This window comes from Bacillus sp. FSL R9-9497 (genome assembly GCF_038005805.1).
Lineage (GTDB): Bacteria > Bacillota > Bacilli > Bacillales > Bacillaceae_G > Bacillus_A > Bacillus_A cereus.
This window is the reverse complement of record NZ_JBBOTY010000002.1, coordinates 469,159-483,641: the sequence shown is the minus strand read 5'-3', so window position 1 is coordinate 483,641 and position 14,483 is coordinate 469,159. Positions and strand designations below refer to the sequence as shown.

The window sequence follows — 14,483 nt, the reverse complement described above, 5'->3', positions numbered from 1 at the left end:
CGTATCGTCACTGTGGATAAAAATAGTTCGCACACCATAACGAAGGATCTTTCAAGACGATTAGCGCATTTAAAAGGAAGAGCTTTCCTGTCGTGGAACGCTAATAACTCAAAATTCTTCCAGTGGCATTACGAGTTTCACAAATTTCCAAATGAATAGTTTTTCCAGTCATCGGAGTAAATAACCATGTTCTTTTCAAATATACGTGTCTGAACATGTTGCCAAGGTAAATCTAGTAATTAACGCTTCGCCCTTACCGACTACGGTAAGGCTTTTTTGTAGTCAACACTCATTTTATGTAATATATCCAATGTCATACTGTTAAGTATTTTTACTTTACAACAAATCCGAAACAATTGATCAAACACTTGATTCATCTAGGCTTTCGAATGTAAATTAAAAACTAAACGGTACCCCTGAATATTTTGGGAAGTGACGTTTTTGGACAGGCTACACCAAGTATTTCATCATTCATACGGATTTTCATACTACGCCAATTGCTTCTGTAAATTCTCACCATAACTTCTCAATCCTTAAGATGTGCTCCGCCTTTTGTGGATGTCCAAATTCGAGTGCATCGGTTATGTGACCGTAAAGACGCTTTCGGCTTATAGATTAACATACCCTACAACATGTAATAGACTTACTACTGTTCTGTCCGCATAGTACCGTATATAACACTTAAGACATGTTAACGTAATAAGCCAGCAATACGCTTCGCTCCATTGCTCGGCTGAATCCTGCTATGCGGCAGTATTCACATAAAATATAATCAATATTATTTAGCTGGCTGTTACTGAAACTGATAAGCTGATAGTACATCACCGAACCGTCGAGCTGTTAAGCTCTTTAGGTGAAGGTTATTACGATATTACGTTTTACACCTATCTTTCTCTTAAAGAAAAACGTCTGTGACAACCGCCAGAGATGGCGGCTTCACTCTTCTTCCTCTACCACATCTATCTTATAAGAGGGTAGCCTGGAACAATTTTAAAATTTACGTATTATTACTAATTTCCCAAGAAAAATTTATATTTAAACTCACTTTCTTTTTTATCTTACCCTTTAAATTTTGTTACTCTTCTTCGTTTGCTAAAACCTGAACGACTGGCTTATTACATTCATCAATTGAAAATGGAAAGTTTTCCTCAATATTAAAATTGCAAAAAAACAAATATTCCCGTCCTCTAGAATCTCTTTGTGTGACAATCAATTAAAACAGTTCTTCTCTTCGAATCAGTGCTAATTTTAAACAATTATTGTACATACCATGCCAACACATTATATAATATATACATTACAATAAAATGAAATGAATACCCATTATCTATATTAAATAAATAATAAAATAAGGACTATTCCACAACATGATGTAGCTTTAACCATACAATATTATCGAAATAAGTAGCATTTAAATTTACCACAGTAATTATGTAGTATAAACACCTAAAAGAAATACTTTAACTCTTAGAATACCAATAATTAAAAGGAATATATGAAACCCTTCTACATTCAAGAGCTAGCATATATTCCTTCTTTTAAGAAAGAACACCCTTAATTGAAAGTCACGATATTATTTTAGCGAAAAATTTTTTCATATAATGCTCTCATATAATCACTTATATCTTCATATCTTTTTTCGTTTCTCAACTTTAAGAGAGTTAATATATCAGCATCACAAAGAGTTAAAACATAACCTTTACCACTGTTTATCGCATCTTTACATCTTGCTCGGTTTCGTTTCTCATCCTTAATTGATCTGCATGTTAAAATGCCAAATTCACTATAGTTTTTATTAAATCGGCCAATTAATTGATCAAATTCTGGGTTCTTTAGCTCTCCCGTATAGTTTTTACATTCAACAAGAATCTTTGCACATCTTATATGATGCAAAGAATTTAATTCCCAAAAAAAACCTTCACTTTCCTTATTATCGAAAACAATATCAATACGTTTTCTCCCCTCATTAATTAATTCTTCTTGACGCCCCCTTCTTAGTTCTTTATCAAAGATATATTTTAGGGATTCAAAAACCCAATCTTGATAATTATCTGCATGATCTATTCCTGGAATAATTTGCTTAATTTTAGTCATTAACTCGTTCTCATTAACTACTATTTTCTTTACAGATGGTGTTGAGCATAATTGTTTTATACTTTTAGGCACTTGCCTACTATCCACTGCATTACTATTAGTAATTGATAGATGGCTGTTATTAGTAACTATTCTTTCTCCTTCAGATATTACTAGACTTAATTGCTTTGTTTTTCTACACACTTCACTAGTATCAACTGGATTACTAGTTGTAATTGATAGCTGACTATTATTATTCACTATTCTTTTTTCTACACTTACATTTATTATTCCCTTACAATTAAGAGCCTCTCTTAACCCCTCTGCTATTAGAAATGCTAGTTTCGGCGGAAAAGCTCTTTTTATTTGCCTCATTTTTGATCCTCTTAACCCCTCAAAAATTACGTCTTTCGAAAATGATTGTATCGCTGCAGCTTCTTCACATAATAAAGATACATAATCTCCATTATCACTACGTATAACGATATTCTGAATAACATTGAGTGGAGGTGAAATATCATCTAAATCAATTATTTTATAAGCCCTATTGTATTTATAAATCTTTCCTGGTTCAATGATTTTTCTTCCTTCTTTACTTTTAATGTCTACATCCTTTAAAACATCTCTAACAGTAACTTTTAAGTTATCTTTTAATGGAAATTTATATCTTAAACATAAATCTTCTCTAACTCCTACCATAACTAATATTTTCCTATTTTGAGCAATCCCATAATCACTTGAATTCATTAACTCATAAGTAATACGGTAACCAAGTGTTTCAAAGGTATTTAATAGCGTCTTAATATCCTCTCTTTTATTACTTATTAATAATCCAGCAGTACTTTCAAAAACAAATGCCTTTGGCCTTTTATATTCAATAATTTTTAATACTGTATTTAGCAAATTACCTTTACTATTTACTCTCTCTTTTTTCCCTATAGAAGATCTAGGTACAGGAAGGTAGCCAATTATTACATCTGAATTTGGAATTTGATTTAAATTTACTTTATTTATATCTATATTCGCTACTTTTGCTCTTGACCAATTTTTATAAGTTTCACAACAATTTTTATCAATATCAATCCCTAAAATAGATTTAAAACCAGCTTTTTGAAAACCGTAATCCATTCCACCAGCTCCACAAAGTAAAGAAACTACAGTAGGTTTTTTATAACTATCTAACTCCAAAATAATACTCCCTTCTCCGCATAATAAACTCTTTTTATTTCAATTTATCAAAATATTAATAAAATCACTGCATTTTCTCCTAAAACAGGCTACAATCTAAAGGACATATAATATATAAATCCTTATCAATTATTTACATAAACCTAATATATCAATAGTTAATTTAGACAAAGGCTTATTCAACAAATCTTTGTCATTTCCCATAACTCCAAATAAAAAAAGATTAAATTCCTCCTCCGAAAGCTTTATGTTTAATAATTGTTCAGTCATCTCTTTATAAGCTGGAGAATACGCGTTGCTTTTATATAAGAGTTCTTGTACATAATCTTTGTGAGATTGGTATACTTCTTTTAACTTAAACATTTCTAAATGTCCTTGAATCTCATCATTATCTTCATAGGCACTATTTAACTCCAGGACTAAATCAAAATCATTAGTATTCCCAATTAAAGAATTGATATCATATGTAGAGGTTGATTTTACTTTAAAAGTAACTTGATCTTCAAACCCCTTCTCATATAAATATAATATTTTAAGTTTTCTAGCCTTTTTAAACCTACTATTACATATGGAACACGCTGGGATAAAGTTAAATAGTGCTAATGAATATAATTGAAATGCAACTTTTGGATAAAAATGATCCAGGTCACTTGTTGAACGCAGATTTCTATTTTTATTGTAAGTAGTAATATATTGTCTATTACAATAAGGACAAACTCTAATTTCTGATGAGCACAAAATATAATGCCTCATCTCCTCTGTTAAATAATTATAATCTATCATTTTTCCAATTGATTGATTAAGTCTATCTAATTTACATTTAATATGAGTGATCAGTTTTTTATAATTTTTCCATGTTTTTTTATAATGTATATGGTCTGTATCTGTTATATCTGATTCGACCCACGGATTATTTAAACTTATTATATTGTCTTCTCTTACTTTTGCTAAATGTTCACGTAAGATTTTCTGCTTCTTTATCTTCCATTTTAAATAATTTTCATCATAAAATGCTAATACGGCTGTTTTATAATAAGACTCTAGTTGGGGATATAATTGCTTGTACCTATCAGAAAAAGGATTAATTAAAATTGTTTTAATCAACTCTTCATTTAACTCACCATTGCTATCCTCAAATAAATTTACAACAGGTTCATTGGTAAAAGGATTAATATCATTTTCTGTTTTTAAAATCCTATACTTTTCTTGTATAATTGGCATCATTTGTTGAATATATTCTTCTGACAAGTCTATAATTTTCTGCGGATCAATTTTTATCATTGTTACTCCCCTTAAGTTGAGATAACTCTTCTTCTAATTCTTTAATACGTGCATTTTTTTCATCATCCGACATGATCGCTCTTATTTTTTGCTTGAGAATTGCATCTAATTTATTCTGAATAAATTTATCATCAATTATATTTATAAATGACTGTATTTCTTTTACGGCCTCTTCATTATAATTTGATAAAATATTTATTCTCTCCAAAACCTTATTAATCTCCCTTGTCGCAAATTCACCTATTGAGGAATTTAGGAAGAAGTCATCTTTTATAATGTCATACAAATTACTTCCAAAACCAAAATTCGCTTTTTCAGTAATACGAGTATATGCCCCATCCTGTTCAAGTAGTTTTATACATGTGATATTATTTTTTGGAATATCAGAAACAATAAATGGAGAATGCGTACTTATAATGACTTGATATTTAATATGTTGACCTTTTTTCACTTGATTTAAAAAGGTAGTCAAATAATAAATATATTTTCTTGCCCACTCCGGATGAAAAGATTCTTCAGGCTCATCTAGACATATGATTATATTTCTAACACTTGGATTCTCAGAAAATGCTAGTGCTTTATATAAAGAAGAAAAGTGATTAACAAAGAGCATTTCTCCTCTACTCATTTTTGAATAATGGACATGAATAACTCTTTGCAGATCATTTTTCATATCTTCATCTCTTGGGGAATACGAATCATATACTGCTAGTAACATTCCTATATTTTCGTCAAAACCACTATTAATTGGTATTTTTATTTCATCGTAAGAAATAAAGTATTCATCTTTTATAACTTGCAAATGATTTATAAAATCAATTAATGCTTGTGCATAGTAGGTTTCTTCACCATCAAGGTACTTTTCAGAAAGAGCATCACATACTTGGTTTAATACCAAATATAAATATCTTAATAAATCTTCAAAGGATTGCTCTTGTGGCAAACCTTTGAACTTTACAGCATCTATTGTTTGTTTTAATTTATTTACCTTTTCCTTTTCTACACTATCTTTATTAATTCCATTAACCCATGCATCCACAATATAATTTTCTAATAAAGTAATAATGAATTTTTCTTTTTTACTAAAAGAAATAGGTTCTTCTTTATTCTTTAACAATGAAAATATTTCTTGAGATAACTTTGAAGTAATTAATGGTTGCCCCTGATAAAGTAATCTTAATTTGTTTATATCTTTTTTTGATAAATCTATTCCCCTATATAAATTACCTTTATCTATTATGCAAAAAACATTCTGAGCGGTAAATTGTTTTGTCTCTATCATTTCATATTCTTTAGTTAAAAAATGATAAATGTTACCTAATCTCACTTGCGAAATCTTAACTCGTTTAAAACCAACATAATGATCTGAAGAATAATCCTGCTTTTCAGTTTTTAACCAGTTTGGTCCTTTTGAATCATTACCATACATGAATATTAATGTATCATTAAGAGATACTTCATATTCTTTCTCAATATTCAGTTGTTCAAACTGAATATAATCTTTAAAGTATAATCTTGTCTCATCAAAAGAATATCTACAAACAAAAGAGTATTCATGGGATGGTGTAAATCTTTCTTTAAATAATAAGTTAGGCCCCGCACCCTCTACAACAAATTTATCATCTTCAACATGATAAATAGCAAACCATTCAGAAAACCTGTTATTATGAAAACTATTAACCAATCCTTCCCCATATTTATTAAATAAATGTCTACGATTAATATTTGTTTCAGCAATTAAATCTAATATTGTTGATTTTCCTGCTCCATTTTTTCCAACAATTAAATCAATGCTATTAATTTTATTTCCCCACAGGTCAAAGGCCTTTTCTTCATTTTTTTCTATATTTAGATCATGAGTTTCTAGGTCATATTTTACTATGAACTCATTCGTAAAATTAAAATCAAAATTGCGAAACCCTCGATTTATATCTTTTATATATAGATAAATAAGTTTTGTATTCATTTGATGCTTCTCCTTACTCAATTTGTTAAACATATAAAAATCGTATTAAAAAGAACACTGATTAAGTGGTGTCTTATATCACTGTTCTCATATAATATAACAATTCAATATTAAATAATCTACTGACCCTGCATTTTTTTAGTATCTAGTCTCTTTTCAGTTCTAATACAACATATAAATCCTTATTTTCTAGCTTAATATTTGCACTAAGATCTAAACTAATTATTTTTTTCATTCATTACTTTAAATATCACTATTTCATATTCATTTGGAGAATCTTATTCAGTTCTTTAATTGTTTTGTCCCTACTTTCTAGTGATATACTACATACTTTTAACTTTTTTCTGTATTTACACGTAAATACCAAGATTGAATGTGTTCATAATAATCTATTTCAAATTCTAATTGTTTTAGATACAACAAAATTGCAGCTTATGCACGTTCACATCGCGTTTGCATCAAAAATAATTTTTATATTACCATCATCAACAACAATATTTGGTTTTAGCTGAAAAATATTATTTCCATAGTGTTCATTTACAAGTAATTTATATTCTTTATGTTGCTCACATACAATATGCTTGATAATCTATTTTACTAAAACTGATATATACCGTTTAGTATATATTTAATGGATTGCTGTGGGTGAGAACTAATAAGGAAATACCACTTAATAATTATTCCCATCAGGTTTGACACACGAAGGGTATATAAGTAGAAATTTTAAAATTAGATTAATCAATATAAAGATATAAGTTATCTTATGTATATAAACAGTTAAAAAGCTCTAGAAAGAACATTTCTAGAGCTTAATCTCTATATATCGAATCCTTCCAAGAAATTTAGTTTCTCTTAATTCATCATCTGTTAATAAGGAAATATGTAAATCAATATTATGATACATTTTATAGTACCTTTTTAAAGCATTTTTCAACTTCAAAATATCTTTTGGAATAATGGATTTATTATATTGAATTAACAAATCAACATCATTGGGATTAGGACTATGTAAAACGGATCCAAAAAGATAAACTCGTAAACTAGAGTGCGGTACGATTATTTTCTTTATTTCTCTTACGCTCTTCTGGAGAGATGTAACTAATGAAGAAATCTTTATTATCATAATTTAATGCCCCCATAAATTCTTTGAAAGAAAATAAACCTATTTTATTTTCTTTAGCCAATGCTTTGGCACTTAGGGTATATTGATTCCAGTTACTAGAATTGACTATTACATCAATTTTTGGGTAGCGAGAATATAAATCGAATAATTCTGACTCCGAAAGGATATATATGTTTACTAATAGAGCAACTAATTCGCTATTATTTTGTTTAGTCACCTTAAATAAAGGTAGCCCGATTTGTTCAACAGCCTTAACAGATTGGTGCTTCGAAATAACATCAAGGAAAAATTTAATGCTCTCGGGTCTTGGAGTTTCAAATTCATCAAGCAAATTTTCCATTTTAGTTCCTCCTTTTTTAATCTTAGTTAAGAATGTAGTAAATTTCTCTAGGAAATAAAGGGATATCCTGACTTTTGAATTCGTTTAAATGATTATTTTTAAATCCTTCAACATGATTCTTATAAATTGTCAGGGTACTCTTTTTATTATGGGGTATTAAATCAATATTTTCCTCTAAGGATTTTAATATCCTATCATTATTTGGAATAATATGAGATATAACCTTTTGCCGCCAAATATATGCAGCCTCTGAAAACGGTTTTTGTTGCGCTATAATCGACTTTGGTCCATATTGCTTAAAGATTCGTTCATTTTCACTAAATAAAAGTTCCAGTTCTTCCACTAACCTTTTTTTCCTATCTTCAATTGAATTTAATTTTAGACTATCCTCTTCTTTTAATTTATGAATTAATGTTCCATTTTCCATGAGCCTGCCTAGCGAATTATTTTTTGTCCAATACTCATGTTCAGAATTCCACAAATACTGAGTGATATAAGCCTTTGAAGAACTAATACTAATATCTATAAATCCTCCTATTGTATAACCATCAAAATGAACTCCCGAACAAACTACAGTTAGTAAACTATTATAATTATTCGCCTCATAATTGTAGGCAGCCTGATGTACATGACCTGATAAATAAATATTAACACCGTAATCATCGAATAAATTTAAAATTGCTTTTTTATCAGGTTCACTAAAACATTCTAAAGTATGGTGCCCCATGGCTATAATAGGTTTATTATTTGGATTAGAAATATTCTCTAAGCAATCAAACAGCATATCTTTTGCAATTAATAAATTCCCCTCTTCGTCCTTTTTATTAGCGATAAGACAAGAATTAATTAAAACTAAATAACATTGTTCTAAATCAAATACATTATGCACATTTTTTAATGGATAAGGTTCTCCTTTTAATTTTATATGAAATTCATTAAATTTATTAAAAGAACCTAATAAAACATCAAGTTTCCCCTCTTCTTTTAAAATAGTATCCAAATGATCAGATGGCGAACCAGACGGAATATCTAAAATTTCAGCAATTAGATCCGTCCTGGCGTTATCTCTAATTAAATCATGATTTCCAGGTACTATTAATAAATTCTCCTTTTCTAAATCAATCGAACTTAATATTTCTTGAATCATCTGCATATGCAACTCTGAAAAATCCTGTCCTTGATGAGTAATATCACCACTTAACAATAAGTAGTCAAAAGATTGTTCATTATTTAATTCAGCAATTTTATCTAAAAGTTTTCTACGCATGCGCTTGGTTTGGTAATTATTAATTTGAGCATGAATATCTGAAATTTGTAAAATACGCATAAAATAATCTCCTTTATAAACTTAACTATATTATAGCAAAAAACCCCTTTCTTTAGGGGTATACTATTATTACTAATAAATTATAACTTTCACCATACTCTCTTCATTATTTCATAATAAACTTTATTTGAATAATATTAATTTAATTATATTTGAATAAAAATAGACATTCTTTACTAATAAGCAATACTACACAGTAACTTTTGAATTTACAGTTACACAAGTTTTACTTTATATTTTCACTTAAATTTTATATATTAAGATTAACAAAAACTAACGAATTATAATATGGTTTATTTAAAACTCTCTCTTTAAAACCCATTTTTTATAATTCAATTATCAGCGTTAGAATACTTTATATTTATAAGATAAAAGAGTAGTAATTTTTATGAATTACTACTCTTTACTCAATACAAACAATTCCAATACCTGTGTTATATAGTTTTTCATCTTTATAATCAAAATACATAACAAAAATATATGTTTTTACCCTATTTAAACTTACTAATACATAGTGTTTTGCTAATATTAGAAATTCATTGCCCACAACTCTTGGTATATTTTTTCCACTGATTTTATTAAATCAGGATTCCGTGAGAAAATCCCTAAATTAACTTCTTTTTCTAATTGTTCAATAGTTAGATCTGCAGATGATATTAGAACTGCATCATCTGTAACTATAAATCTAGCATGTAGAAATGAACTTGTTTTAAAATTGGATTCTAGTTTTTTTTGAAGTGTTTCAAAAGCTAACTCCACATATTTTTTTCCCTCACCATAAATTTTTGCTCTTGATTCTTTTGATGGTAAGGTGAGAACCTTAATATCAATTTCAGGATATTTCTCTTTAATTATTACAAGATCTGTCCAAAATTCAGTAATATACCTAGATGCAATCCATATTTTTTTTGTTCTACCATATAGCATTTGTTTGACCTTATTTTTTATACTGAATTGTACATTATACGGGAGTGTCATAACAAGTTCCGGCTTTAGTAATTCTATTTTTTGATTGTGAAGCTTTTCTAAACGCTCATATGCTGAATAAGAGATTGACTTTCCATTACCACACTCTCTTAAAATTAAAGCAACCTCCGATGCAACCCAATCTTTTATTTCACAAAAATTTCTTTCTAAATATTCTTTACTTTTACAGAATATAGGATCATCAAATCCACATACTAATCCAATAGCCTGTGTAAGATATGCTTTATCTAGAAAGGAATAAACTGAATCATTACCTAAAATAAATTGTTCTCCATTGAAATAATTTTTTATTTCTCCTATCATTTCTTGTAATATATCTTTATAAAGATAATAATTATGTTCAAATAAGCCAATAATACCTATTGCTTGATCTCCAACATTAAAACTAGAGAAATTATTAATAAAATAATTTACTGCATCTGTTGTAGATTCATTTTCAGGTTCATAAGCAATCATTACCCTCATTGGTCCTACATGATTATTACTGTTAGCATGGATAAATCCCCTTACTGTTTGAACATCTTTAATTAATTCTTCATATAAAGTTTTAAATAAATAAGAATCACCTAATCCCATTTTATATATATACAATAACCTTTGCGGATCATCAAAAAACCAATCTATGTGCTTTTCGTACTGTTCAATCCCTCTAATTTTCTCAATATAACAACTAATGTTATCCCCTTCACGACTTAATAAATATAATTCTGTAACATTTCTCAAAATAAAATCTAGCTCATTTTCTACTTCTCCTTCAACTAACTTCTGTTTAAAATCCAAAATAGTTTTCCGAATATACTCATTAACTGTTAACTGTAATTCCATTATGATAATGCTCCTTATACATTTTTACTATATAATACCATTAATTATTGCAATAGATAAGTTCCTACAATTTCTTAAAAAATCATAACTACTTAATAAATTTTGCTATCATCATATTTGCCAACAAATATGATGAACATGTTATCTTCTCTCATTCTCCTCGGAATTATAAATAAATATTTTAATGATACAAGATATAAATCATCATTTTTAACTCTATAGTTGAGAAGAAATGCTAAAAAAAGAAGGGAGATGATGATGAAATATCAAACAATATTTCCCTCATTAAAAAAATCGCTTTTTATCTTTATACCTTCTTTCAGCATATTAATTTTCACACTCCCTGCCTCTACCTTTGCACAATCCAATAACAATGCAAATTCTGTTACAAATTACTATGTATCTCCAACAGGCAATGACCTCAATCCCGGTACATTAGATCACCCTTTCGCTACCATTCAAAAAGCTGCTAACGTCGCGAAAGAAGGAAGTACAATCTACATAAGAGGCGGAGTTTATAACCAAAAAGTTCGTGTCACTCATTCTGGTGCCTCAGGCGCACCCATTACTTTTCAAAATTATCAAGATGAAAAAGTCATTCTCGATGGTTCTAAAGTCAAGTTAGAAGATGATGGGTTATTTACAATAGAAGACAAAAACTATATTCAAGTAAAAGGATTAGAATTTCGTAACTTAAAGTCAACGAAAGTTAACGAAACCCCTATTGATATTTACATCACTGGAACAGGAAGTTACATTAATATTAGAAATAATTATATCCATCACATTGAAGCAAATGTAAAGGATGGAAATGCACACGGTATTGCTGTATACGGTACTTCATCTAGTGCACAAAATAATTTAAATCATATTGTCATCGATAATAACGAATTAACAAATTTGAAATTAGGACTGTGTGAGGCTATTGCTGTGAATGGGAATGTGGATTCTTTTGAAGTTACCAATAACAAAGTACATGATAACAACATTGGAATTGTTCTGATTACTCTTTAATCAAACTCAAACTAGCGCATAATCCCGTCCTAAATATAGGACGGGGTAAAAAATATAGCTGTTAAATCCTGATGTAAAATAGTTTGATACAAACTAATCATCCCTAGTAATTTGTAAATATCCCTATAACTTCTAAAATTAACGATTCATTAAGCCAAATCACGATTCATATTAATCTTCTTACTATGTTGTCTTCCCCCAAAAGTATTTATACGCATAAATACTTCATCAGGATATATTTCAATATGGATCCATTCATTTTTATCATTATCTCGAGTTCCAAATTCTAAAGTCTCCTTTGGTTCTTGATACCCATTGTTCTTATGGGAATAAAGATTAACAATGTAATACCGATTGGATAAATTACCATTATTTTTAATAGTATATTCTAAATTATCTATGCCTTTCATTGAAGATAATGCCATTATTTCTACTAATTTCAAAATTACAATTAAAAATATTTGGTAAATCTAATATAAAAGAGAATTTTTTTGTATTTAAAAGATTCTTTTTATTTTACATTATATTTAAAATCCCCCTTCACAGTGTATGACTATTCAATCCTAACGAATAGAATCATCTTATGTGTAGTTCTATGAAGTTTTTACGATTCAGTAAGTTGCATCAAAATGGGATTAGACCCTATGCATACAAAGTTAGCAGTAGTCGGTGATGTAAATAGAAGCGGTTCAATCGTTCTAGCCGCAACTCCACCCTTAAAAGCATTGAGTGTAAAAAAGAATGTATGGTTTGGTATTTAAGAATGCAAATCAGACTGTATTTGATACTATGGAACATTATCCCTTATATTTTTCATTCCTACTGCTACTTATGTTATTTCTAAATTAATATGTTCATAATTAAAAAAGAGGGTGCTCGCAGCTCCCTCTTTTTTTAGATAATTAAATATGCTCTCCATGATCCATAAACACTTCAATTGTTTCATTTTGTGATACGTCTTTTACATTAGTAAGACCAAAAGTAAAAACAGCGGATAACATCATCATTAATAAGATTGCTTTTTTCATTTTAGCGCCCTTCTTTCTATACTCTTTTTGTCTGCATCTAAAGCGATGTGTAAATACTTGCTGGCTTTTTCGTGATTTTCTGAACCATAGAATATATTACCTAAAAGATAAGCATATTCTTTTACCCAATCATATAATTCTTCTTTTTCAAAATACGAAATACCTTCCATGACCACCTTTTCTAATTCTTCTTGTGGTGCATAGTTATGTACTGCTTTTAAAATTTGAAAATGATGACGATAACATAAGTCACTAATCTTATAGCCATTCTCAATATATTCATTAGCATTATGATTATGACCTAACTTAAAATGTTCTCTTGCTAAAAGAAACATCGTTTTAGCGTTGTTTTCTAGTGATTCCTCTAAATGCTTAATTGCTAACTCTGACATGTTTTGACTTGCATATAAAAGTCCTAAATTGTGCTTTACACGTTTAGTAAGACTTTCGTCATGAGATTTTTGGAAGGTACCTAGTGCTGAAAGTAAATATTCCTCTGCACTTTCGAATTCATTTAGTCGAATGTGTGCCATCCCTAAAGTATTTAAGCATGCTGCAGTTTTTAATTCATACCCTGGACTAATTGAAAATACTTCATTTGCCTTCGTAGCAAATTGAACTGCTAGGATTGGTTTCAATATGTGATAGTAATGAACTGCAAGCCAATAATTAAATTCAGCTTTTTCGATTTCATCATGCATGTACTCTAAATACTTTTCAGCTTCTTCAAATTGCATTCTTGCTTCACTATGGTTTGCTGTATTAGTAGCATAAATTGCTTTAAATAAATGATGATAGTACTCTAAAAATGTTTCTGTAGGCTCTTGTAATGGCTCAATTTTATCCAAAATATCTTTTGAACTATCCATATCACGAATTAGCAAATTATACCGTGCATTCAATAAAGCATAGTAGACTAATATTGTTTGGTCTTCCTTAATATTATTGATTTTATCTGCAATCTCTTCTTTTATTGTATTAGACTGTAATACACTTTGTGAAATTATAGCTTGATACCAGTCGTTTAATAATTTTGTGATTTCTTCTTTAGAAATAATTTCAACATTCATATACGCTACCCCCTTTTATTAAAGGTTACCATAACATACTTGTTTATATAAATGATTTTCCGAATATTAAAACTTGATAAATTTTTTTCGAACACTCATATTAAACAATGTTAATTTCAAATTTATTGAACCACCCCCACTTTAAATAATTATCTGTTAATCTTACCAATCAAATTAGTACAACAGTTAACATGATACACAGGGAAGCTTTAATTGAATAGAAAACATATTTTGAATAACTTTCCTTAAAATTAGTATCAG

At 28.8% G+C, this 14,483-nt stretch carries 10 protein-coding genes and 2 pseudogenes; 2 read left to right on the top strand and 10 right to left on the bottom strand.

What is annotated here, in order from left to right:
- Positions 1-1,578: 1,578 nt before the first annotated feature.
- The 7 genes from MKY21_RS29865 to MKY21_RS29840 all read right to left on the bottom strand — a co-directional run bounded on the left by MKY21_RS29865 (position 1,579) and on the right by MKY21_RS29840 (position 11,110).
- The gene (locus MKY21_RS29865) at positions 1,579-3,261 is read right to left on the bottom strand and encodes a DNA cytosine methyltransferase (protein WP_341078360.1); all 1,683 of its coding nucleotides are present in this window, start codon (positions 3,259-3,261) and stop codon (positions 1,579-1,581) included.
- Positions 3,262-3,390: 129 nt separating this feature from the next.
- Positions 3,391-4,542, bottom strand: a complete 1,152-nt coding sequence (locus tag MKY21_RS29860) for a hypothetical protein (protein WP_341078358.1) — start codon at positions 4,540-4,542, stop codon at positions 3,391-3,393.
- Positions 4,529-6,508: an AAA family ATPase gene (locus tag MKY21_RS29855; RefSeq protein WP_341078356.1), complete on the bottom strand. Its 1,980-nt coding sequence runs from the start codon at positions 6,506-6,508 to the stop codon at positions 4,529-4,531. The genes MKY21_RS29860 and MKY21_RS29855 overlap by 14 nt, the downstream gene beginning before the upstream one ends.
- An 802-nt stretch (positions 6,509-7,310) precedes the next feature.
- A complete protein-coding gene (locus MKY21_RS31285; protein WP_413927683.1) occupies positions 7,311-7,631 on the bottom strand; it encodes a DUF6932 family protein in 321 nt (106 codons plus the stop codon).
- Positions 7,549-7,971 (bottom strand): hypothetical protein, encoded by a 423-nt coding sequence (locus tag MKY21_RS29850; protein WP_341078353.1) that lies wholly within the window; start codon positions 7,969-7,971, stop codon positions 7,549-7,551. The genes MKY21_RS31285 and MKY21_RS29850 overlap by 83 nt, the downstream gene beginning before the upstream one ends.
- A gap of 22 nt (positions 7,972-7,993) precedes the next feature.
- The gene (locus MKY21_RS29845; RefSeq protein ID WP_341078348.1) at positions 7,994-9,298 is read right to left on the bottom strand and encodes a metallophosphoesterase family protein; all 1,305 of its coding nucleotides are present in this window, start codon (positions 9,296-9,298) and stop codon (positions 7,994-7,996) included.
- Positions 9,299-9,826: 528 nt separating this feature from the next.
- Positions 9,827-11,110 (bottom strand): phospholipase D-like domain-containing protein, encoded by a 1,284-nt coding sequence (locus tag MKY21_RS29840; RefSeq protein ID WP_341078345.1) that lies wholly within the window; start codon positions 11,108-11,110, stop codon positions 9,827-9,829.
- A gap of 258 nt (positions 11,111-11,368) precedes the next feature.
- On the opposite strand from MKY21_RS29840, the pseudogene MKY21_RS29835 reads away from it, so the two are divergent.
- A pseudogene (locus MKY21_RS29835) lies at positions 11,369-12,115 on the top strand (DUF1565 domain-containing protein); the annotation flags it as partial.
- 158 nt (positions 12,116-12,273) lie between these two features.
- On the opposite strand, the gene MKY21_RS29830 reads toward MKY21_RS29835, so the two are convergent.
- On the bottom strand, positions 12,274-12,549 hold the full coding sequence (locus MKY21_RS29830) for a hypothetical protein (protein ID WP_257148117.1): 276 nt from the start codon (positions 12,547-12,549) through the stop codon (positions 12,274-12,276).
- Between the two features lie 120 nt (positions 12,550-12,669).
- On the opposite strand from MKY21_RS29830, the pseudogene MKY21_RS29825 reads away from it, so the two are divergent.
- A pseudogene (locus MKY21_RS29825) lies at positions 12,670-12,864 on the top strand (DNA repair protein); the annotation flags it as partial.
- A gap of 162 nt (positions 12,865-13,026) precedes the next feature.
- Here the strand turns inward: MKY21_RS29825 and MKY21_RS29820 are convergent.
- Both MKY21_RS29820 and MKY21_RS29815 read right to left on the bottom strand, forming a co-directional pair.
- Positions 13,027-13,152, bottom strand: a complete 126-nt coding sequence (locus tag MKY21_RS29820) for a hypothetical protein (protein ID WP_000709205.1) — start codon at positions 13,150-13,152, stop codon at positions 13,027-13,029.
- A complete protein-coding gene (locus MKY21_RS29815; RefSeq protein ID WP_098518178.1) occupies positions 13,149-14,222 on the bottom strand; it encodes a Rap family tetratricopeptide repeat protein in 1,074 nt (357 codons plus the stop codon). Before MKY21_RS29815 ends, MKY21_RS29820 begins: the two co-directional genes overlap by 4 nt.
- Positions 14,223-14,483: the final 261 nt, after the last annotated feature.

Excerpts from the sequence above, each read along its gene's own strand:
- MKY21_RS29860 (WP_341078358.1), bottom strand. The coding sequence starts at position 4,542 with ATGATAAAAATTGATCCGCAGAAAATTATAGACTTGTCAGAAGAATAT.
- MKY21_RS29855 (WP_341078356.1), bottom strand. The coding sequence starts at position 6,508 with ATGAATACAAAACTTATTTATCTATATATAAAAGATATAAATCGAGGG.
- MKY21_RS31285 (WP_413927683.1), bottom strand. The coding sequence starts at position 7,631 with ATGATAATAAAGATTTCTTCATTAGTTACATCTCTCCAGAAGAGCGTA.
- MKY21_RS29850 (WP_341078353.1), bottom strand. The coding sequence starts at position 7,971 with ATGGAAAATTTGCTTGATGAATTTGAAACTCCAAGACCCGAGAGCATT.
- MKY21_RS29845 (WP_341078348.1), bottom strand. The coding sequence starts at position 9,298 with ATGCGTATTTTACAAATTTCAGATATTCATGCTCAAATTAATAATTAC.
- MKY21_RS29840 (WP_341078345.1), bottom strand. The coding sequence starts at position 11,110 with ATGGAATTACAGTTAACAGTTAATGAGTATATTCGGAAAACTATTTTG.
- MKY21_RS29830 (WP_257148117.1), bottom strand. The coding sequence starts at position 12,549 with ATGGCATTATCTTCAATGAAAGGCATAGATAATTTAGAATATACTATT.
- MKY21_RS29820 (WP_000709205.1), bottom strand. The coding sequence starts at position 13,152 with ATGAAAAAAGCAATCTTATTAATGATGATGTTATCCGCTGTTTTTACT.
- MKY21_RS29815 (WP_098518178.1), bottom strand. The coding sequence starts at position 14,222 with ATGAATGTTGAAATTATTTCTAAAGAAGAAATCACAAAATTATTAAAC.